The sequence below is a fragment of the Algihabitans albus genome (genome assembly GCF_003572205.1).
Classification (GTDB): domain Bacteria; phylum Pseudomonadota; class Alphaproteobacteria; order Kiloniellales; family DSM-21159; genus Algihabitans; species Algihabitans albus.
Genome location: NZ_QXNY01000003.1, coordinates 561,588 through 583,885, shown reverse-complemented (window position 1 = coordinate 583,885; position 22,298 = coordinate 561,588). Strand labels below are relative to the sequence as shown.

The window sequence follows — 22,298 nt, the reverse complement described above, 5'->3', positions numbered from 1 at the left end:
AAGATCCATATAGCAATAGGCGAGATCCCGACTATGCATAGTTTCGGTTACCGATTCCTTGCCTGCATCCAGAAAAGCACAAAAGTCATTGCTGTTCTCGTGCTGGCCTTGCTCTTGGCTTCATGCGACGGCGCAGAAAGTCGGCAGGCAGAATTTCTCGAGCGTGGCAAAGAGCTATACGAATCGGGCGACTATGTAAGGGCAAGCGTCGAGTTCCGCAACGTTCTCCAAATAGAGCCTCGGCACGTCGAGAGTAGATATTACCTCGGATTGATCGCAGAGGCGCAGAGCGAATTCGAGTCCGCCTATCGAACCTTTGAAGCCGTTGCGCAGATGGATGCGGAGCACGTCGAGTCCCGACTGCGGCTCGCCCGCTATCTGCTGCTCGGCGCCCAGTTGGATCAAGCCAAGGAGAAGCAGCAGGAGTTGCTGCAACTGGCGCCGGACAACCTCGATGTCGAGGTTCTCAGCGCCGCCATCGCCCTGCGGGAGGATAACTTCGGCGAGGCCGAACGCCTGGCGACGAAGGTGTTGGCCGAGCGTCCGGAATCTCCCGAAGCGACATCGGTTTTGGCTGGAGTCCATGCCGAGCGCGGCGATCTCGATACGGCCATCGCGGCCGTGAGCAGCACTCTGCAGCGGGTGCCCGACGATACCTCCTTGAATCAGTTGATGTTGCGGCTGCTTGCTGCGGCAGGTCGGGACGATCAAGCCATCGCGCTTTACCGTGACCTGATGACACGGGACCCCGACGACTTCGCGTTGCGGGTCGAGTTTTCTCAGTTCCTCTTCGCTCAAGGTGATACCCAGGCGACATCCGATCTCTTGCGCGACGCCGTTCGCGATGACACGGACGATGCGCAGCCGCGGCTCGTGCTCGCCAGTTTCCTTGCTCAAACGGAAGGAACCGACGCTGCGGTTGCCGAGCTGAGAGCCGGTATCGAAGCAAATCCGGATATCTTCGAGTATCGCTTCGCCTTGGCCAACCTCCTGTTCCAGGCCGAGCGTCCCGACGAAGCGAGAGCCGCACTCGAAGATCAGATCGAGCGGTCGGGAACCGAAGAAGAAGGCTTGAGCGCACGTACGGCGTTGGCGCGTCTCGAACTCAGTGAGAACAATCGGGCGGTCGCAGAGGAGCTGATTGCCGAAGTGCTGGAAGTCGATGAGGACCACGCCGGCTCTCGTCTTCTGAACGGCAGACTCAACCTGATCGACGGCGATTCCCAGACGGCGATTTCGGACTTCCGGACGGCGTTGCGCGCAAACCCCGATTCGGTGGAGGCACTTCGTTTGCTCGCGCGGGCGGAGTTGGCCGAAGGCGAAGTTGCGCTGGCCACGCAGACCCTCAGTCGCCTGGTGCGCGCTGCCCCTCGGGACACCGACGCTCTTGGAACCTTGGCGACATTACAGGCGCAACAAGGCAGTTCGTCGACGGCTTTGACCACCCTCGATCGAGCGCTGGGCATCGATCCTCAGTCACCGGGTCTGCTCGGTGCGAAGGCGCAGCTCTCGACCAGCGAGGGCCGTTGGAGCGATGCGGAAGACGCGATCGGTGCCTTGATCGCACTGCCGGACCAGGCCGGTCTGGGCAATCTGCTGCTTGGCCGGCTCTATCACCAGCAGGGCCGATATGAGGATGCTTTCGAGGCGTTCGAGGCGATCCGCGCCGAAAACCCCGATGCCTACATCGCGATGGCCGGCGGTGTTCGGGCGCTGCTCGCTGCGGAGCAGCCCGACCGTGCCGTCGCCTATCTCGATGAGATCCGCGCAAACCAGCCGAACTCTGCCGATGTCGCCACGATGCAAGGTGAAGTCTTGCTGGCGGCCGGGCGCTTCCCTGAAGCCGCCGAGCATTTCAGGCAGGCCATCGACCTTGAGGCCAAGGCCGTGCCGCCCTATCTCGGGCTCGCCTCGGCGCTTCAAAGCCAAGGCGAGGCCGAAGCGGCTGTCGCCGTGTACCGCGACGGTTTGCGTGCGTTGCCCGACAATCCCATGCTGCTGCTGCAGTTGGGTACGACCCTCGCCAGTGCCGACCAGAACGAACAGGCGCTCGAGGTTTTCCAGCAGCTTGTCGAGGTACAGCCCCAGAATCTGGTGGCGGTCAACAACTTCGCATCCCTGCTCGCCGGGCTGCAGCCGGAGAACAGAGAAGCGCTCGAGCGTGCAGATGAGTTGCTCACCGAGTTTCGCCGCAGCAGCAACCCCTTCGTGCTCGATACCATTGGGGCGGTGATGCTGAGACTTGGCGATTACCGCCAAGCGCAAGCCTATCTCGAACGTGCCATAGGGCTCACCGACAGTCTGCCCGAAGCTCACTATCATCTAGGTTTGGTGCATTTCGAACTGGGGGAGCACCAGGCTGCGGTTCAGCATCTGCAAACCGCCTTGGCTGCCGAGCGCCAGTTCCTCGGCTATGACGAGGCTGTCGCGACGCTCGCTGCCGCTGAGGACGCCGCGCGGGAAGAAGCCGAGGCGCCGCCAGCTACCAGCAGCGCTCAATAGGAGGAGTTAGGGGCGTCGCGATCAGTCAGCCGGTATCGGCCTCCTGGCTCATTGCACTGTGAGGCGTTGCCAGGAAACTCTTCGCCGCTGTACCGGAAGCCTGGTCAGTTCGCGGCCACGCTTTCTGGATCTCTCTCGAGCCGGTGGCTGAGCAAGTCACCTGACGGGTGCTGCTTGTGCTCAGTCAAAGGCCCATGGCGTGCGGACTGCAGCCAGGGCGCTCCGATCGGCTGATGTCTCGGCTAGATGCCTTGGACCATCTTTTCGAGGGTATTTTCCTGCGGAAAACCCTCGCTGAAATTGATTTTCCCATCCTGAATGTCCGAAAAACATCGCAGGAGTAAATTTTTTCTTATTCATTTTTGTCGAATTTGTATAAAATTTTAATACATTGGTGCTTAAATCTGTCTCCACGCGAAGGGCCTCGGATGGTGCCAGGCGAGGCTCGAAAAGGCGATCGTAAGGGGTTGCACCGCCAAGGTCATTTTAGATTTTTGCATTTAAATACAAAATGTTATCTAGGTTCAGCCGGTCGTCATCCGGTTTCTGAAAGGTCCCGGACGGATCCTGCCATCGTTCAGGCCACCATGAGATTCGTTAGGGCACGTTCCTTTGTTCGATATCGCGATACCTCGAAATTGCCAGCTTGACATAACTTAAATTTTCGTAAATTTTGTCGGGCATCCGATCTTTGTCACATGGCCACCCAGGGGAGGGGTCTAATGGAAAGTCTCAAGGTATGGGGAGCTGCTGGCGTGATGGCGCTGGCTGCGGCCACGTTAACGCCCCATGACGCTCATGCTGCTTTGCTCGCCGATGGTGGTACCGCTGGTCCGGTCGCGACTGGTGGAGCTACCAACGATCTGATCGATGACAACACGGTCGGCGTGTTCGGTGCCCAGATCTACATCACGGATCGCAGCCGCCCGCTCACGTTCACCTTCCGCGGTCTCGAAGCCGGGTTCCGCAACGCCTTCGGCCTCGATCTGGATGGCGACGGCGACTACTTCAACGATCCGTCGACGGTTCTGTTCTCGGAAGTCGTGGCGCCCAACAACGATACGGGCCTCATCAACGGCGCCAGCATCACCGTCGACTTCTCGTCGATTCCGCTGGCCTTTGACGCTGGCGTCGGTGGTTATCTGCTGCCCTTCGCTTTCGCCACTTGGAAGACCGTTGGCGGTCCCGGCGATCCGATCGACGGCGGCGATCTTGCCGAAAACGGCTCCAACGTGACCAATGCTGATGGTTCCCCCGTGAACTTTTTCAGCTCTTTCGGCCCGTCCAACACCTGGGGCGATGCCGGCCCGACCGGTAACCGCTTGGTCTTGCTGTTCGACGACAACGGTGCCGGCGACGACGACAACCACGACGACTTCGCTGTCGAGATTGCCGTGACTCCGCTGCCGGCTGCGGCTTGGTTCCTGATCACCGCGCTCAGCGGCCTGTTCGGGATGCGCTGGCTACGTGGCCGTAACGAGGCCTAATCCGTATCAACGGAGAAATCGAAGGCGGTGACGTGACTGCCGACGACTGGAAAGGGGGGCTCTGAGCCCCCCTTTTTTTTGAGAGAATGGGCTTTCGAGGGCGTCTCGACTGGCGGCTTACCTATGTGCTGGAGGAGGACGCCATCTGCAGGCCACCTTCGGTACGGCCACCGCGACAGTCTCCTATAGGCATGTTGTTCCCGGCGGGCGCGTCTTTCCTGAAAGCGGGACCCGGGTCTGAAAGTGGATCCAGGTCCAGGATTCAGGCATTGAGGGGCGGGAATTTTGCGTGCAGGCATAGGGAGCAACGGCATTCAAAAGCGCATCGCTTGACGTTGCGCAGATCTAAACGCGAAGGAGCTGGTCCGCTCCAAAGCGCCAAGTGCTGCAACATCCGGATCAAGCTCAGTCGGTGGATCCGATAGTTTTCCTGTGCATGACCGAAAAGATTTTAAGTCGTTATACACTCTAGATAATGGCAATATCCCGTCCTGACGCTTGCTTGATCTGCTCTCGCGGTCGGGGTACTAAATCGAACCGCTGCGCCGGTTGGTGCGAATCCACAGCTACTGCGTGATCTCGATATGGCATGGGCAGGCCAGGCGTGCGAGATCGTTGGGGGAAGATCTGCGATGAAGTCGATCGGTCGAAGCCATCTACACCTTTGTATTCTCGCCTGCCTTGCCGTGGTGCTCGCGGCCTGTGGGCCGAGCTATCCCGATGCGCGCGATGCGCCCTTGGATATCGCCGATGAGGTGCCCGAATACGTCATCGGCCCATTGGATACCCTGGAAGTATTCGTTTGGCGCAGCCCCGAATTGTCTCGTGAGATTCCGGTGCGCCCCGACGGACGTATCTCCACGCCGCTCAATCCCGACATGCTGGCGGCCGGGAAAACCTCATCCCAGCTCTCCACGGACATCGCCGAAGCACTGCGGCCCTTCGTGCAGGAGCCGATCGTTACCGTCATCGTGCGGAGTTTCGGCGGGCCTCTCGACGACCAGATTCGTGTCGTCGGCGAAGCGCAGACGCCGGTGGCCATTCCCTATCGGGCGAACATGACACTGCTGGATGTTATGATCGAGGTGGGCGGTTTGACCGAGTTCGCGGATGGTAATCGGGCCGTTTTGATCCGCGGGCGCGGCGACAACCGCGTCACCTATCGTTTGCGCCTGGAAGAGCTGCTGCGTGACGGAGAGGTTGACGCGAATGTGGCGGTGCTGCCGGGTGATATCGTTTTGATCCCCGAAAGCTTCCTGTAGCGCTCGCTCAAGCTGGCTGTTCTCGCGATTATGCGGACCGCACCCCCGTCCTCAAGAGCCATCCCTCCGGCAACGGTTCGCGGTCGCCAGAGCGCGTGGCGTGCGGCCGGTTTGGGGATCGCGACTCTTTTTGCGACGACGGCTGTCATTCTGCCCGCAGCTACCGACGCCGCCGAGTATCGTCTTGAGCAGTCGGTCGGCACGGAGGTCAGTGTCACCGACAACATCGATCTGGACCCGGATGGCGAGAAGACCGCAGGTGTCGTCAATACGCTAAGCTATGGAACAGAGTTCTCGGCCGAGGGCCGACGCCTCAATCTTAGTTTGCTGTCGGACTTGGCGGTCGAAAGCGAAAACGCCGAGAATCTCAGTCTCGACCAGGATGTTCGTGCATTCGGGTCCATGGAGGTCTTCGAGGATTTCTTCTTTCTCGAGGCCAGCGCGTCGTCGACACAAACGGTCATCGACAGCGGCAGTGCCGTGTCCGGCGAACGTGGCGCGGACGACGACGATACGGCGTCGGTCCATATCTTGGAGGCCAGTCCCTATATCCAACAGCGGTTCGGCCGTTGGGCGGACGGGGAATTCCGCGTTCGCCATACCGAGACGCGGGTGACGGGCGAGGAAGACGAGGACGACACCTCCAATGAGCGGGACATGCAGCAGACACTGACGGTGACCAGTGGCAGTGTGCTGAATCGTCTTGAACTCGAGCTCGAACTGGATCGCCAGAAGACCATTCTCCTGGATCGCGACGGCCCGGGTAGCGATATCGAGGAGCGACTGGGCAGTCTCACGACCAACTATGCGTTCACGCGGTTTTTCACGGGAATTGCCCGCTTCGGCTACGTCGATGTCGACGATGGCGGAACGCGCGATCTTAGCGGTGAGCTTTGGGATGTCGGGTTCGAGCTTACCGGAACCCGCGGCAGCCTCTTGCTGACCTATGGGCGGCGCTATAACGACGACCGGATCGAGGCCCAGCTCGACTATGAGATCACGCCGCGTTTAAGGGTGTTCGGTTCGCTGGACAGAACGCTCGATACCTCGCTCGGCAGTATCGCAAACGACCGCCGCGGGGATCCCTTGGAGCCGACGATAGGGCTGAGTCCGAGCGACCTCGGTGAAGATCTGGATGAGGGCGCCTCGCTGGTCACCAGCGGTGAACTGGGACTTGTCGGAAACTATGGCCGCAATAGCTTCGGGCTTACAGCCGGTTACACGGATCGCGAGTTCGAAACGCGGGAAGAAAATACTTTGACGCTCGTTGCGAACTGGTCGCGCTCCTTGAGTCGCGATCTTTCGTCCAGCTTGATTTTCGATGCCAGCCAAGTTGACGAGGACGACGAGGAGCGCGAGAGGACTTTTTCCGGAACGGCCCGGCTTTCCTATAGCCTGGCCGAGAACGCTCGGGTGTTCACAGGTGTTTCTCGAACTCAGCGTTTCAGCGGGCAAGCTGAAGATGAGTATACGGAGAACACGATTTTCTTCGGCGGGAGTCTTGGATTCTAATTTCTCAAAATCGAAAGTTCCCGAAGTGAAGTTTTTTGATCACGTGTCACTATAAATATCGTTAAATATAAATTCTGTTGGTGCCGGGGTTTTGGATAATTTATATCGCTAAATTGGCTAAATTTCTCTCCTAGACGTTTATTGTATTGTGGTGCTCTACGAATTTTCATCTCACCGTCTCAGCTTCGTAAGCCAGAGCGTGCAGATTTTTTGTTTTATTTGTCACGACTGCTCTCGCTAACAGTCCGGAATATCTTCGCAAGAACGTCACTCTGGGACGGTTAGGTGAAGCAATGGATGCATCATTTCTACCGTATTGGAGTCTCCTCTGCCTAAGTTTGTCACAGAATGTTCGTCAAATGCCGGTGCTAGGAGAATGCCGAAAATACGGTATTAACTTTCAGAACGTATAAAAACATCCGGATCGGGCAAGGGTTCTGCCCTCAAGGAACGGGTTATCTTGATGGCATCGGCGAAGCGAGAACGACAGAATCCGGCTCTGCAGGCGGTCAAGCGAGTTGTCTGGAGCGGCCTGTTCACAGTTACGGGCTTCAGCACTCTCACCAACCTCCTGATGCTGACCTCGCCGATCTACATGCTGCTGGTGTACGACAAGGTTCTTTCGAGCGGTCAATCCGCCACGCTGCTTTACCTCACGATGATCGCCGCTCTGGCTCTGCTGGTGTTGGGACTTCTGGAGACGGTGCGCCTGCGCTTGCTGGGCCGGGTCGGAGCCGAGGTCGAACACTCCCTGTCGCCCGAACTCTTGCGTACGACGGTTGAGAGCACCTTGAACGGGATGCCCACGTCCGCTCAGCCGATGCGCGATCTCGGCAGTGTGCGTGGGTTCTTGGGCAGCAGTCAGGTAACGGCTCTGCTCGATGCGCCCTGGGTACCCTTTTTCGTTGCCGCTCTCGCTTTCCTGCATCCGTTGCTTGGGCTGCTCGGTCTCGGCTCGGCCATTGTGCTCTTCGCGTTGGCCGTCCTCAATGACAGGCTGACGCGCAAACCGTTGGCGGCTTCATCGGGTGCGGCGCTGGCCGGTAACCAGCGCCTCGAATTCGCGCTGCGCAATGCCGAGGCGATCAAGTCGATGGGCATGTTCGACGCGTTACGGGCGCGCTGGTCTGGCGACAACGCCACTGCGATCCTAGGACAGTTGAACGCTTCCGATGCTGGCGCGGCCATAACCGGCGCATCGCGATTCCTCAGGCTTCTGGCTCAGACTCTCGTTCTCGCGCTCGGTGCCTACCTGGTGTTGAAGAACGAGATGAGTGCCGGTGCAATGATTGCTGCTTCCATCTTGCTCGGGCGGGCTCTCGCGCCGGTCGAGCAGTCGATGGGAAGTTGGCGGACCTTCATCGGTGCACGAGACTCCTGGCGCCGCTTGACCGTGCTGTTGGATCGCTTCCCGCAGGAAATCGAGCGCATGGACCTGCCCGAGCCCAAGGGCAAGGTCGTTTTCGATGATGTCTGGTTGGTGCCGCAAGGTCGCAGCGAACCCACTGTCGCGGCGGTCTCGCTCGATCTGTCACCTGGCGAGGTGGTCGGAATCATCGGTCCGTCGGGAGCCGGCAAGTCGACTCTCTGCAAGCTTCTGATCGGTGTTTGGACGCCAACACGTGGCACTGTGCGTTTGGACGGCGCTGAAATCCGGCATTGGAATCCCGCACAACTCGGAAGGTACCTGGGGTATCTGCCGCAGGATGTCGAACTGTTCGATGGAACCGTTCGCGAGAACATCGCGCGGATGGACGGCGACGCCGAGTCCGAAGATATCATCTGGGCGGCGAAGACCGCGGGCGTCCACGAGTTCATCCTGTCTTTGCCGAACGCTTACGACACGCAGATCGGCGATGGCGGCTCCTCGCTTTCGGGAGGGCAGCGCCAAAGACTCGGCCTGGCCCGGGCGATCTATGGGCGCCCGAAACTGCTGGTCCTCGACGAACCGCATGCCAGTCTGGACGGCCAGGGAGAGGCCGATCTGATGAAGGCCGTCGAAGCGGCCAAGGCATGGGGTGCCACGGTCGTGCTGGTCGCCCATCGGCCTGCCATTTTGCGGCCGGCCGACCGCTTGGTCGTCATTCACGATGGGCGTGTGGTGATGGCTGGTGAACGCAGCGAGATTCTGCGCCGCTTGCAGGAGCCAGCCGCCGTTGCGCAGCCAAGCCTCCCGCCCGGAGCTGCCGCCTTGCCGGCAGGGGCTTCGGCTTCGCTCGAGGAGGCGGTGTCTACGGAGACGGCCGCCGCTCCTGGCGAGTCTGACAGCGCTTCGCCCTCGGAGCTGCCGGAGGATCGGACGGACAATGGCAATGTGGCCAAGCCCGAGAAATTTCAGAACGGCGCGCCTGGGGTGCTTGCCCGCGCCGATGCCTCCCAGAAGAATCGAAACCGCACCTTGGAGCGCCTGCGGACCCGGCGCAGGGAGTCGTCCGCATGAGTGAGAAGATCAACTACGCGAGGCGGGGCACGATCGTCTTCGGCTTGACCGTGGCAAGCTTGTTTTTCGTCGTGGGCGGAGGTTGGGCCGCCCTGGCCCCCATCTCGAGCGCAATTATCGCCAATGGTGAGGTCGGGCCCGTCAGCGAGCGGCAGGTGATCCAGCACCTGGAAGGCGGCATCGTCGAGCAGATCAATGTCTCGAACGGCGACGCGGTCTCACCTGGAGACGAACTTGTGGTTCTACGTGCCGTATCCGCACAGTCGGACCTGACCGCCCTGCAGGCGCGCCAGCGGGCCCTGCTGGTCGAGGCAGCGCGCCTGACGGCGGAGCGCGACGACCTCGCGCAGATCTCCTTTACGCACGAGGCTCTGCGTGACGATGCCGATCGCTCGGTACCCGCATTGAAACAGGCCGAACTCAAGCGTTTCGAGGCTCGCCGCAAGGCCTTGGCAAACGAGATTATGATCCGCGAACGCCAGATCGAGCAGACCGGCGTTGAGATCCAGGGACTCCGCAATCAGATCGCCCAGACGCTCGAACAGATGGGATTGATTTCTCAAGAAGTTGCAGGTGTCGCCGAACTCTACGAGAAGAAGCTTGTCCCGGTCAGCCGCTATCTGGCGCTCAAGCGTGCGCGGTCGGAGCTTGGCAGTGAGTTGAGCCGTCTCGAGGCCGCGATCGCGGCCTCGGAGTCCCGCATCAGCGAATACGAATTGCAGATCCTCGGGCTCCAGCGCCGGCGGGAGGCCGAGGTTGAGGATCGCTTGGCGGAAGTCGAGGCCAGCCTGGCCGAGGTCGAAGCGACTTTGACGAAAAGCCAGGACACGCTCGAGCGGACCATCCTGCGGGCGCCGAGCAGCGGTGTTGTGATCAACCTGTCGGTTACCGGGCCGGGCGCCGTCGTTCGTCAGGGCGACACCATTCTGGAGCTCGTTCCGGACGATGACGACCTGGTCATCAATATAGAGTTGCAACCCAACGACATCGATTCCGTGCAAGTCGGTCAGGCGGCGACCGTCATGTTTACCGGTCTGCCGGCCCGAGACATGCAACGGCTCGACGGCCAGGTGATCTGGGTCGCGGCGGACAGCATGGAAGACCAGCGCACGGGCCTGCAAAGCTATCAGGCGCGTGTGGCCTTGGCCGAGGGAGCGGTGGCGGGGCTGCCCGAAAACATCGACCTGACATCCGGCATGCCTGCGCAAGTCTTCATTCACGAGGGCTCGCAAACGCTGTTGCAATACACTATGAAGCCTTTGATGGGCAGTTTCGAGCGGGCCTTCCGCGAGCGCTGAAGCGAGGCTTAAGGGCGTCGAGCTGCTTTGAATAGGTTGGAATCAGATTGGCCCGAAGATGTTGGCCGTGACGGGCTTCGCCCGCTTTGCAAGGCCTGAGAGGGAGTCCTCGGCCTTGTGACTCTGGAGTAGCCGAGTATGCCAGCGCAGGCCGATCAGAGCATTTTGCATATCTCGGCGGACTTTCCGGATCCGTTGCAGCCGAACAAAACGAAGGCCGTCTCCACTCTGCTGGAGCTGACGCAGGATACCTTTCGGCATCAGGTTTACTCGCTGAACCGGGTCGCCCGGGGCGGTGGTATCTCGGCGGTGGAGTTCGGCGCAGGCTGGCGGGCAGTCGCCTACGAGGGGTTTCCGCGCGGGATCTTTCTACAGAGATACCTCTCCCGCGTCGCCGCCTGGATCCTGAAGGATCTGGAGAAACGTCGGCTAGATGTCGCTTTCGTTCATGCGCACAAGCTTTCGACCGACGCTCTCGTCGGAGCGGAGGTGGCCGAGGCTCTCGCTGTACCACTCGTCGTCTCGTCTCAAGGCAATTCCGATCTGAAGATCATCGGGACCAAGCGCGACCTGCGTCAGACTTGGCAGCGGATCTGGCGGGATGCGGCCTTGATCTTACCTTTTGCACCCTGGACCGCGGCGCGCCTGACCCAGCTTCTCGGACCTAGGGACAAGCCGACCGTCTATCTGCCTTGTCCGACTCTTCAGGACCGCATTCTCCCGCCCCGCATCACCGGACCGCTGATCCGCACGGCCTTTCATCTGCGCGACTATAGAAACAAGAATGCCGAGACGTTGATTCGCGCCGTTGCGATCGCTGCCCGGCGGATACCCGATATCCGCCTTGAGATCATCGGTGGCGGCGACCCCCAGGCTTTCGCGACACTGAACCGCATCGTCGCTCGGGAGGGTGATGGTCGCGCAGGTTTGGTCGGTCCGGTGGCTCACGGGAGCATGCAGGAGGTCTTGAACGACAGTTGCGCCTTCGTGATGGCTTCCTTCCGCGAGAGCTATGGAATGGTCTACGCCGAATCTCTGCTTGCAGGGACGCCGGTCGTACATTCCGCTACCAACGGCATTTCCGGTTACCTCGACAGTCCGGCCGTTGTCGGCGTTGATCCACGCGATCCTGAAGCCCTCGCCGAGGCAGTGCTGCGGCTCGTCGCTGGGCAGGATCAGATCAAGGCGGAGCTGCGCGATCTGCAGGAGAGGGGTGGGCTCGACTTTCTAAGACGCGATGCCATCGCGCAGGTGTATAGCCGTGCCGTCGCGTCTCTGTCGCCGGCGACTGAACAGGCGAATTCGCAAGACGACGGGACCGATAGTGTCCCGCAAAACGGATAGCTCCATGACGGCCTTGGCGGACTTGGGAAGAGAGGACGATCGACTTCCCTGCATCGGGGTTGTGGTCGTCACCTACGACGCCGAAGACTTCATAGAGGAGTGTCTCGCCAGTCTTCTGGCGAGTGGATACCCGGCCTTGCATGTGATCGTAGCCGACAATGGAAGTCGGGACGGTACGGTGGAGGCAGTCAGGCAATGGTGCCGGGAGACTGTCGGGCCCGAGCAATCCGATGGTGATTTGTCGGACAGCCGGCGAACTGAGAGCTGGCGGTCGAGCGGTCGACACAGCTTGACCTTCAGCTTGCTGCGGAACGGCGCAAATCTGGGGTTTGCCGGTGGCGTCAACAGTGGCCTTTCCTTCCTGATCGACGCGAAGACAGTGGATCTCTATTGGATCCTCAACCCCGACACCGTCGTCGATCCGGAGGCGCCGGGTGCTTTGGTCGCTTGGGCACAGGCGCGCGAAGGCTGGGGTATCATCGGCGCTCGCGTTCTCTATCACGCGCGGCCTGACCGGGTTCACACCGACGGTGGGGTCTACCGTCGCTGGATGGGCTTCGCCAAGAGTTTCAATCTCGGACGCAAGGTCGAGGATTGTCGGCCTCCTGGCGATGCGAAGCTGGACTATGTGTCGGGTGCCAGCATGCTGGTATCCAAGGCCTTCCTGGCCACCGCTGGCCTTATGGACGAGAGCTGGTTTCTTTACTTTGAGGAGATCGACTGGGCCTTTCGCCGTAAAGGCTTGACGCTGAGCATTGCGCCCGATGCGATCGTGCATCATCGTGCCGGGGCTTCGATCGGTTCGGGCAGCGGGCACCGAGTTGACTCTGCCTTTTCCGTCTATTTCATGTATCGCAATCGCATTCGTTTCGCCTGGCGCTGGACGCCCGCGTTTCTTCCGAGTGTCTATGGTTGGTCCTGGGCCATGCTGATCCGTCGCTATTGGCGGCACCCGCAGCAACTGATCGCCGGGATATGGGGTGTGCATGGTCTCGGGCCGCCGCAAGCGGTTCGCCGGCGCTTGCCTCCGGCGGACTGGGAGCTCGCCTTGGGCGGCGCGCGACCGCGAGTTTCGGCAGGGGCCGACGAGAGGGGAGGCGATTTGTAGTGGCCCGCAGCGAGATCACCATCGGTCTGCTTTGGCATAGCGCCAACTCCGGCAATCTCGGGGTTGGCGCCTTGACCGTGTCGCACCTTGCGATCCTGCGAGAGGCCGCCGCCGCCGCGGGTGTACGGGCCCGTTTCGTGATTCTCGGTTGGCTCGATGCCGGAAGCCCGATCTACGTCAAGGCTGAGGATGTCGAGGTGGTCGGTCTGACGAGCCGGGCTTTCTTGCCCTTCGGCCGACTTCAGCGGGCGATCAAGGCTTGCGACTTGGTACTGGATATCGGCGGCGGCGACAGCTTTGCCGACATCTACGGCTGGCGGCGCTTTGCCTACTTCTGCGTTTCCAAGAGCTATGTGCTGGCCGCCGGACGTCCGCTGGTCTTGGCGCCGCAGACCATCGGACCCTTCAACAAACCGGTTTTCAGGGCCATTGCGACCTTTTTGATGAACCGGGCGCGCATGACCTTCGCGCGGGACGCGCTTTCCCTCGCCTATGCCAAGGACTTGGGCATCAAGCGTCTGAGTGAGGCTTCGGACGTGGCTTTTCGGTTGCCGCCGACGGCGCCGTCGATGACCTTCGACCCATCCAAGACCAAGTTCGGCCTGAACGTGTCGGCACTGTTGTACTTCGGTGGCTACAACCGCTCGAACATGTTCGGATTGACCGTCGATTTCGCAGAGCTCGTCGACCGGCTTCTGAGCGAGCTGGCGGGCCGCGAGGACCTGGAAGTTCATCTCGTTCCACACGTTCGGCCCAGTGACTCCGAAGTTGAGGACGACGGCACTCTCTGTCGCAAGCTCGCCGAGTCTCACCCGGGCGTCATCGTCGCCCCCAGCTTTGCGAATCCGAGTGAAGCGAAAGGCTATATCGCCGCGTTGGACTTCTTCGCCGGAGCGCGTATGCACGCCTGTATCGCCGCCCTTTCCAGTGGCGTTCCCGTCGCGCCGTTGGCCTACAGCCGTAAGTTCGGAGGGCTGTTCGGAAGCTTGGGGTATGACGCGACGATCGATCTTAAGACGGAAACGACGGACAGCGCCTATAGCAAGGTTCTAGAGGCCTTGGAGCAGCGCGCCGTTCTGGCGGTCGAAGCTGGTCACGTAAAGGAGCGGGCGCTGCAGCGCCTCGACGGTTACAAGAGCTTCCTGATCACTTTACTAGGCGAGGTGAAAGACCGGCATGACAAGCCTTCCGCCTAAGCTGAAAGCCATTGTCGACGGCGGTCTTTGCACCGGCTGCGGCCTTTGCGCCGCTGCGACAGGCAATACAAGCCTGCGCATGAAGATGAGCGATGAGGGGTTTCTGCGCCCGGTGGCGCAGGCAGAGGTAGCCTCGGAGACGGACGACCTGATCGCTCAGGTCTGTCCAGGTGCGGTCGTGCAGATCGACCGGCATGACGGCCCTTTCGATGCCGACTGGGGGCCGATCCGGGAGCTTGCGACGGGACATGCCTGCGACCCCGAGATGCGCTATCAGGGGTCATCGGGAGGGGCGCTATCTGCGCTTCTGCAATACTTGATGGAGAGCGGAACCGTCGAGGGAGTCGCGCAGACCGTGATCGATCCTGGCGATCCTGTTGCCAACACCAGCCAACTCAGTCGGACTCGGGACGACATCCTGCGCGCTGCCGGTTCGCGTTATGCGCCCTCGGCGCCTCTGGAACGCTTGTTCGAGCTGATGGAGACGCCGGAGCGTTTGGCCTTTGTCGGCAAGCCCTGCGACGTGGCGGCGCTGCGCGCCTATGCGCGGCATCGCCCGGAGGTCGCCGAGAAGTTCCCGGTTGTCCTCTCCTTCATGTGCGGAGGTATTCCGAGCCGGAAGGGTGCCCTTGCGATTCTGGACAAGATGGGGGTGGGGTCCGAAGACCTCTCCGACTTTCGCTATCGCGGTCAGGGATGGCCCGGCAAGGCGCGCGCAGTCACGCGCAGCGGCGAAGTTCAGGAGATGACTTACGCCGAAGCTTGGGGGGACTTTCTCAGCAGCCGGGTGCAACTGCGCTGCAAGATTTGCCCGGATGCCACCGGTATGACGGCCGATATCGTTTGCGCCGATGCCTGGTACGGCGACGAGCGCGGCTACCCGCTGTTCGATGAGGCCGACGGCCGCAGTCTGATCATAGCCCGCACCGAATTGGGGCAAAACCTGTTGGAGGCCGCGCGCAGTTCGCAGTTCGTCGCAACTCAGCCGGCAACCGTCCAGGATGTCGGGCTTATGCAGCCCTATCAGGCGCGTCGTCGCCGCCTCGTTCTGTCACGCATCGCCGCGTTGGCCTTGATCGGTCGCATCTATCCCAGATATCGCGGCCTCAAGCTGTTTCAGGCAGCACGGCGCAGCGGCGCTCTGGCTCATTTCAGAAGTTTTGCTGGAATGCTTAGACGGAGTCTGACAAAGCGAACCGCGTTAAGCCGATGATCAGCAATATCTGAAAGCGTACGGTCCTCTGGAACGTCGCGGCTGACTCGACGAAACCGGAAAGCTTGGCGAAGAGGCTGTCGACACGAGGTATGGTGCCTTTCCGGGTTCGTCCCTTGCTGCACTACACCTCTGTACAAGAACGAAAGATAGACGATGCTGTCGTTGTACAAAAAAATATTCGGCGTTATGACGGGGCGGGAGCGGCGTAACTTCGCGATACTGTCTATACTTCTTGTTGTCGTCAGTTTTTTCGAGGCCTTCGGTTTGGCATCGATTATGCCGTTTTTGGCTGTTCTGGCCGATCCGACTATTATCGAGCGAAACGAATATCTCAGTTTTCTGTATAATTATTTTGGATTTACATCAGATTTTGAGTTTCTTGTCGCTCTCGGTGGTTTGGTCTTCGTTATTATTGTTTTTGGAATATCGTTAAAATTATTTTCTCTGTATTTCTTGATTAGATTTGGAACACGTCGGGTCTACAGCATTAGCATGAGGCTTCTACGGTCTTACCTGTCTCAGCCGTATGTTTGGTTTTTGCTGCGTGACAGTTCTCAGCTGTCGAAGGCGATTCTTTCGGAAGTCGACCAGCTTCTCGCGATCGTTCTTCTGCCCGCTTTGAAGGTCGTCGCGCATATCGCTCTTTCCCTGGCGATGATCGTTGTGATTATCATCGTCAACCCGGTGATCTCTTTGATTCTCACTGTGGCTCTCGTGACTGTCTATGGGGCGTTGTTTGCCTTTACCCGGAAGTATCTGACGAAGATCGGCCAAGAGCGCGTCATTGCCAACGGCCGGCGGTTCCAGGTCGCAAGCGAGGCTTTCGGGAGTGTCAAGGACGTCAAACTGCTTGGCCTGGAGCGCCACTTCAGCAACGCCTTTCATCCCGCTGCCCGCGCTTGTGCGCATCTGACTGGCACCAGCCAGATGGTCCGTGAGCTGCCGCGCTGGGTCTTCGAAGCCATAGCTTTCGGCGGTATGATCATCCTTATTCTCGTGCTGTTGAATATTCACCAAGGTGTATTGGCCGACGTACTGCCGATCCTTGGATTTTACGCGATCGCGGGGTTTCGTCTGCTTCCGGCATTTCAGCAAATCTATCAGAACCTGAGCAGTATCCGGTACGGGGCGGCGGCCCTCGACTCGATCCACCGTGATCTGCGGGACATCGGCGCGGACCAATCCGTCTTCGATGCACGAAGGTTGGACGTATTACCTCTGACCGTTAAGAGCGACGTTCAGCTCAAGGATGCCGTCTATCGCTATCCCGGTGCCGATCAGCCCTCGTTGAGAGGGATCGATATAGCGATCCGGGCGAACACCACGGTCGGCCTGGTCGGTGGCACCGGGGCTGGCAAGACCACCCTGGTGGATGTGCTGCTCGGCCTACTGCATCCGGAAACCGGCGCGCTTTGCGTGGACGGTGTCGAGATCGACGAGGAGTCCATAGGCAGCTGGCAGCGTGCGATCGGTTACGTGCCTCAGCACATCTTCATCACGAACGACACAGTGGTCGGTAACATTGCTTTCGGGATGTCGCCCGACCAGGTCGATATGGCGGCGGTGGAGCAGGCCGCCCGGATGGCGGCGCTCCATCAGTTCGTCATCGAGGAACTGCCCGATGGTTACGACACGGTGCTTGGCGAACGCGGTATTCGTTTGTCGGGTGGGCAGCGGCAAAGGATCGGCATCGCGCGGGCGCTCTACAGAAATCCTTCGGTTCTGATCTTCGACGAGGCGACCAGCGCGCTGGATAACCTCACTGAAAGAGCCGTCATGGAGGCGATCTATGGCTTGTCGACGCAGAAGACGATCGTGCTGATTGCGCATCGTCTGAGCACGGTCGAGCGCTGCGACAAGATTTTCATGCTGGGCGAAGGGCGTGTCATCGCCGAGGGCAGCTATCACGATCTACTGCAGGACAGCCCCGAGTTCAGGGCGCTGGCAGGTCGGGAGGCGGTAGGCTTGGACGCCGTGAAAGAAGCAGTAGAAAGGTGATCGGCGACGTGGCCGTTGTCACGCGCCAGCCGGAGGGGGGACGGTGCGGTGAGACGCAGCCGGAGGTGAGCGAAGGTATTGGCCGTTATTGGTCGTGCGGCCGGAGGAAAAGAGGACGTATCATTCGATCGAACGGCTCAGTGGTGGAGCCTCGGCAAGCGTTGCGCCAGCTCCTCCATGCATAGCCCGGCGCGGTGACGCGGTGAGCAGTCCTCCAGGTATGATCCTCTCGTGCCCACCCCCCAGATCCCCATGGCGGCCTGGACGAAGCTTGCTGCCCACGGTGTCTTCGCAGGTCGAGATCTTTGGTCTGCGGTTCGCAGAAGGACAAGGTTGACTATGGACGACGTGCGTCCGATCAAGTTGAAGCAACTTGGAAGAACTCCGCTTGTGAGTATCGTGGTTCCGGTCTTCAATCGGGCGGAGCAGATTTCCAACTGCTTGCTCAGTATTTGCGGTCAAACCTACCGGAACACCGAAATTATCGTTGTTGACGACTGTTCCACGGATGAGACCTTGGCCGCGATAGCGCTCTGCGAGGATCCGCGACTGCGGGTCATAAAGGCGGACCGAAACGGAGGGGCAGCTTCCGCGCGCAACCTAGGAGTGGAGGCCGCGACTGGCGATTTGATCGCTTTCCAGGACTCCGACGATTATTGGGTCCCTCACAAAATCGAAGACCAGGTCACAAAAATCCTGTCTCTTCCCGACACTTACATCGGTCTCTACAGCGGCAAAATCCGCTACGGAAAGTATGGGCCAGGCGATTGCAGCTTTGTACCTCATCCCGAAGATCACGCGCCGTCCGACCAAATCTTCGAAACAACTGCGTACAAAAACCACGTCACCATGCAAACACTCATGGTCAGGCGAGAGGTCTTCGATGGAGATCTTCGCTTCGACGCCCGGCTGCGCGCGAATGAGGATTGGGAGTTCACCCTGCTCCTGGCACGGCTGGGCAAAATCGCCTTCGATCCTCAGCCCCACTGTGTCGCGGCGGTTTCTGCCGACAGCATATCGCGCGGTCTGGGCCGCAACGCCTGGACGACGTTGTACATCGTCAGAAAACATCGAGCCTTGCTGATGGCACATCCTCGGGCGCTAGCGCAGCATTTCTACGGAATCGCACGTATCTTGTCGCGACTGAAGAAATACAGGTCGGCAAATACAGTGATGAAGTACGCGCTCCGCTATGACCGTTACAATTGGCGCTGTTATGTCGCCACGATGCTCAATTCGCTCTCGCAGTTTGTGACTATTCCGAAATGGTAGCCGCAGTGCGATCCAACGGCCGATAATCTGACAGCTCGTCCAGAAATTGGTCCAACCGCAGACGTTGTTTCGCTGTTTGGGTGTCGAAATCTTCCTGCTTGCTCAATACGCCAGCCTCTTTAGAGAGATTTGCCATCTGCTCCGACGCGCGTGCGGTCAAGTCGCGGGTCTTCTGCTTCCAGACTCTCTCAAATGAAGACTCCAGCACGATCGAGCGCAGCCTCAAGTAATTGATCCGCAGGGGCTTTTTAAATTTCTCCAATTTTGAGACCCGGTGCTGAGCTTTCACCATCTGGTCGACATCCATAAACGTTCTCGTTTTGAGATCGAAGAAGGGGGTCGTCATGTCGAAACCAGCGGCTTTCGAGGCGAAGTTGTCGGACAGCATGAGCAGGGAGGGCGGGTCGATTCGGCGCGGCTCGATCGTCATGTTCAAAGAAGAGGACCAGTCCGACCATTTTAACGCATTGATTCTGTTGGATGTCCAAACAGGAATCCACGGTACGCGATAAGCATCTGCGATAATGGCTGCGTGCATGGCCTCTGCGAGCACCAGGTCGGCCGACGCAATCTCTTGAACCACTGTTTTCGACGGCCGTCGCGGGTCTATGAATGCGACATCGGCGGCGTCGCAGACCTCCTGCCAAGGAGCGTTCGCTACCGAATGAACATGCGGTACATAGATCACTTTACGTTTTGCGGCTTGCGACGGTCGCGCGACGGGAAAGACGTCGGGCAACAGCATCGCCGGGTCGCCGATCACGGCCTCCTCGGTAAGTCCGCAAAGACGCGCCGTGATGGGGCCGCGCACGCCGTAGACCTGCCAACCCAGACCGACGATGTCTTTCGGCGGACCGTAGCCGGCTCCTGCCCCGAAAACGTAAACTTTTGTGCTCGATGGAATCTGGTGATCCAACACCGTCCCGATGCCGACGAACAACGTGCCGGGTTGTTGCGGCCATCGTCGGTCGGCGAGCTCGTGCCAAAGCCATGTATTGATCTCATCTCCAAAATTCGAAACCCTGTCGTTCCAATGGTAAATCTCCATAGTTGAAGGATCCTCTAAATAAACTTGATACTGATGTGTTTTCGATTTATCTTTTATTTCTCAAATAAATATTACCTTTTCATCGTAAGCCTTGGGCTCCTTGTAGGGTGGGCATGTGTATCCAGGGACCTGCCGTGATTTGGTAGCAGGGCTTCTCTAGTGCAAACAACGGTGTCGAGCACTGGTTCCAGGTTTGATTGCTGAAGATAGATGTGCAAGCTCAAGGTTGCTGTAGGTATTTTTGAAAACTTTTTAGTTGCATCTTATGTAAGATGACATCACGATCCAACAAGAGAGATGGCAAAAAATTTTAGCGTATTGAATGTTCAGTAGAATAGGTCCAATCGAAAATCGAAATTGAAAAATGAAAAAGCCAATTATCGACTTGGTAAGCACACACTATCCTTATGGGCTTCTGCAAGATATCAGAATTCTTAAGACATATTTTGAGAAAATTGGTTATTCTGTCCGATCTTTTGAAAATAAAGATAGGAATTTTTGGGATATTTTGAGCTTTAAACGAACCTCCAATATTGTTGTGCATGTTGCGCAAATTCAAAGACGTTGGTTAAATGCAGGTGAGAAGCATATTTTGATTCCAAATCAAGAGTCCTTTAGACAAGAGCGAGGGTGGGCACTAAGATTTTTCGATAAAATTCTCGTCAAGAGCCAGCACTCTCGAGACCGTTTCAGCGAAAAACATTCAAATGTAATTTACACAGGCTTTACATCAAATGATATATTCAATGAAAATATTGAAAAAGACTGGGTTTCGTTCTTTCACGTCTCGACGGATTCTATCCGGAAGGGGACTCGAGAGCTTCTACAGCTCTGGGCGCGTCATCCTGAATGGCCTCAGCTTGTTATCAAGGCGACGCGGCGCGAATACCTGGGAGCTGTCGGACCAAACGTGACTGTCATTGATGGCTACCTGCCGTACGAACAGGTGACGGAACTGCAAAATCGCTACGGACTCCACCTCTGCCCGTCGCGCAGCGAAGGCTGGGGGCACACCTTGGTTGAGGCGATGTCCAGCGGCGCCTTGGTTGTAACGACAGATGCGCCTCCGATGAATGAGATCGTCACGCCTGCGACTGGCAGGTTGGTCCCCTATAAGGAAACGGCACCGCGCCAATTGGGCACCGACTTCATCGTTGATCTCGAGGCGTTGGAACATACCGTGGCGGAACTCGTCGCCATGCCGGTCGAAGCGAAACGGAAACTCGGCGAGGCCGCCCGAGACCGCTACTTCCTGTTGGATCAGGCTTTTCGTGAGCGTTTGTCTTCAGTGTTCGAGGCCATAACCGACTAGCTGTCCAAAGCCCGGCGGTGCTTCTGTTCGACCAAAGACGGAACCTGCCTGCCTGAGGTCCCTGGAAGCGCAGCAGATCACGGCGCCTATTGGTTGGCAGGCGGCGTCGGCGAATCGTCTTCCGCACGGAAGCCTGCAGGCCCTTTAAGCTCCACCAAGACTTGGCCGCCACGGCGCAGCGTGGCTATGTTAGGCTCAAACAGCCTGGAGTCGGGCTGGTGCCGGCGGTTTTTGTCGGTTCCTCCATCGGAGTTCTGACATGGTAGGAAATACTCTAAAGGCAGCGGAACTGGAAACCGCACCGGAGCCCGAGGTCGCCAAGGTTCGGGAAGCCGACATTCTGGAGGCGGCGCGCAGCGTGACCCGTTTGGAGGGCGTCGCGGTCAATGCCTTGGGCAAGAGCTTCGAGAACGGCCTGAGCGAGCCTTTCGTTGCGGCGACGCATCTCATCGCGCGCTCGGCCGGCCATGTTGTGGTCACGGGAATGGGCAAGAGCGGTCATATCGGCCGCAAGATTGCCGCGACTCTCGCTTCCACCGGCACGCCGGCTTTCTTCGTCCACCCGGGCGAGGCGAGTCATGGCGATCTTGGGATGATCACTCCAGCCAACGTGGTCCTGGCGATTTCCAATTCCGGAGAAACGTCGGAGCTTTCCGACCTTCTGATGTACACGCGGCGTTTTCGCATTCCTTTGCTTGCCGTGACCTCCGTACCGCAGAGCACACTGGCACGTGAAGCCGATGTCGCGCTGGTTCTGCCGGCAGCCGAAGAAGCCTGTCCGCTCGGTTTGGCTCCCACCACCTCGACCACCTTGACCCTGGTTCTCGGTGATGCCTTGGCGGTCGCACTGCTGCGTCTGAAGGGCTTCAGCCGAGAGGACTTCCGCGAGTTCCATCCCGGCGGTCGACTCGGTAATGTTCTCCGCCGCGTCCGCGATATCATGCACCGCGGGGAGGCCATGCCTTTGGTTGCTGCCGGAACGTCGATGTCGAAGGTCCTGATCGAGATGTCGGCACGGGGGTTCGGCTGTGTTGGCGTGGTCGACGGCGAAGATGCGCTGACGGGAATCGTTACCGACGGCGATCTGCGCCGCCGCCTGTCCCCGGCGATCCTCGATCAACCCGTGGAGACCGTGATGACGCATGCTCCGAAGTCGATCACGCCCGACGCCTTGGCTGCGGAAGCGCTGAGCGTGATGCACGAAACGCGGATCAATGCGCTCTTCGTGCATGAGCCGGGTGTGGCCCAGCCCAGCGGCTTTCTGCATCTGCACGACTGTCTACGCAATGGCGTCTATTGAGTG

At 59.1% G+C, this 22,298-nt stretch carries 15 protein-coding genes; 14 read left to right on the top strand and 1 reads right to left on the bottom strand.

What is annotated here, in order from left to right; translation table 11 throughout:
• Positions 1 to 33: 33 nt before the first annotated feature.
• The 12 genes from DBZ32_RS09320 to DBZ32_RS09265 all read left to right on the top strand — a co-directional run bounded on the left by DBZ32_RS09320 (position 34) and on the right by DBZ32_RS09265 (position 18,635).
• Positions 34 to 2,502, top strand: a complete 2,469-nt coding sequence (locus tag DBZ32_RS09320; protein ID WP_119166845.1) for a tetratricopeptide repeat protein — start codon at positions 34 to 36, stop codon at positions 2,500 to 2,502.
• Between the two features lie 722 nt (positions 2,503 to 3,224).
• Positions 3,225 to 3,989: a VPLPA-CTERM sorting domain-containing protein gene (locus tag DBZ32_RS09315; RefSeq protein ID WP_162906671.1), complete on the top strand. Its 765-nt coding sequence runs from the start codon at positions 3,225 to 3,227 to the stop codon at positions 3,987 to 3,989.
• A 632-nt stretch (positions 3,990 to 4,621) separates the two neighbouring features.
• Positions 4,622 to 5,251: an XrtA/PEP-CTERM system exopolysaccharide export protein gene (locus DBZ32_RS09310; protein ID WP_208539170.1), complete on the top strand. Its 630-nt coding sequence runs from the start codon at positions 4,622 to 4,624 to the stop codon at positions 5,249 to 5,251.
• Positions 5,252 to 5,362: 111 nt separating this feature from the next.
• Positions 5,363 to 6,763 (top strand): porin family protein, encoded by a 1,401-nt coding sequence (locus tag DBZ32_RS09305; protein WP_119166842.1) that lies wholly within the window; start codon positions 5,363 to 5,365, stop codon positions 6,761 to 6,763.
• Positions 6,764 to 7,226: 463 nt separating this feature from the next.
• Positions 7,227 to 9,203, top strand: a complete 1,977-nt coding sequence (locus tag DBZ32_RS09300; RefSeq protein WP_119166841.1) for a type I secretion system permease/ATPase — start codon at positions 7,227 to 7,229, stop codon at positions 9,201 to 9,203.
• A complete protein-coding gene (locus DBZ32_RS09295) occupies positions 9,200 to 10,501 on the top strand; it encodes an HlyD family type I secretion periplasmic adaptor subunit (protein WP_119166840.1) in 1,302 nt (433 codons plus the stop codon). Before DBZ32_RS09300 ends, DBZ32_RS09295 begins: the two co-directional genes overlap by 4 nt.
• Before the next feature lie 138 nt (positions 10,502 to 10,639).
• On the top strand, positions 10,640 to 11,845 hold the full coding sequence (locus tag DBZ32_RS09290) for a glycosyltransferase (RefSeq protein WP_119166839.1): 1,206 nt from the start codon (positions 10,640 to 10,642) through the stop codon (positions 11,843 to 11,845).
• 4 nt (positions 11,846 to 11,849) lie between these two features.
• Positions 11,850 to 12,953: a glycosyltransferase family 2 protein gene (locus tag DBZ32_RS09285; RefSeq protein ID WP_162906670.1), complete on the top strand. Its 1,104-nt coding sequence runs from the start codon at positions 11,850 to 11,852 to the stop codon at positions 12,951 to 12,953.
• On the top strand, positions 12,953 to 14,149 hold the full coding sequence (locus tag DBZ32_RS09280) for a polysaccharide pyruvyl transferase family protein (protein WP_162906669.1): 1,197 nt from the start codon (positions 12,953 to 12,955) through the stop codon (positions 14,147 to 14,149). Before DBZ32_RS09285 ends, DBZ32_RS09280 begins: the two co-directional genes overlap by 1 nt.
• 79 nt (positions 14,150 to 14,228) lie before the next feature.
• The gene (locus DBZ32_RS09275) at positions 14,229 to 15,362 is read left to right on the top strand and encodes a Coenzyme F420 hydrogenase/dehydrogenase, beta subunit C-terminal domain (protein ID WP_162906668.1); all 1,134 of its coding nucleotides are present in this window, start codon (positions 14,229 to 14,231) and stop codon (positions 15,360 to 15,362) included.
• 156 nt (positions 15,363 to 15,518) lie between these two features.
• The gene (locus DBZ32_RS09270) at positions 15,519 to 17,363 is read left to right on the top strand and encodes an ABC transporter ATP-binding protein (RefSeq protein ID WP_119166835.1); all 1,845 of its coding nucleotides are present in this window, start codon (positions 15,519 to 15,521) and stop codon (positions 17,361 to 17,363) included.
• Positions 17,364 to 17,702: 339 nt separating this feature from the next.
• The gene (locus DBZ32_RS09265; RefSeq protein WP_162906667.1) at positions 17,703 to 18,635 is read left to right on the top strand and encodes a glycosyltransferase family 2 protein; all 933 of its coding nucleotides are present in this window, start codon (positions 17,703 to 17,705) and stop codon (positions 18,633 to 18,635) included.
• Here DBZ32_RS09265 and DBZ32_RS09260 read toward each other — a convergent pair.
• Positions 18,619 to 19,683 (bottom strand): polysaccharide pyruvyl transferase family protein, encoded by a 1,065-nt coding sequence (locus tag DBZ32_RS09260; protein ID WP_119166833.1) that lies wholly within the window; start codon positions 19,681 to 19,683, stop codon positions 18,619 to 18,621. The two genes, DBZ32_RS09265 and DBZ32_RS09260, sit on opposite strands and share 17 nt — an antisense overlap.
• Positions 19,684 to 20,047: 364 nt before the next feature.
• On the opposite strand from DBZ32_RS09260, the gene DBZ32_RS09255 reads away from it, so the two are divergent.
• Positions 20,048 to 20,995, top strand: a complete 948-nt coding sequence (locus DBZ32_RS09255; RefSeq protein WP_119166832.1) for a glycosyltransferase family 4 protein — start codon at positions 20,048 to 20,050, stop codon at positions 20,993 to 20,995.
• 259 nt (positions 20,996 to 21,254) lie between these two features.
• On the top strand, positions 21,255 to 22,295 hold the full coding sequence (locus DBZ32_RS09250; RefSeq protein WP_119166831.1) for a KpsF/GutQ family sugar-phosphate isomerase: 1,041 nt from the start codon (positions 21,255 to 21,257) through the stop codon (positions 22,293 to 22,295).
• Positions 22,296 to 22,298: the final 3 nt, after the last annotated feature.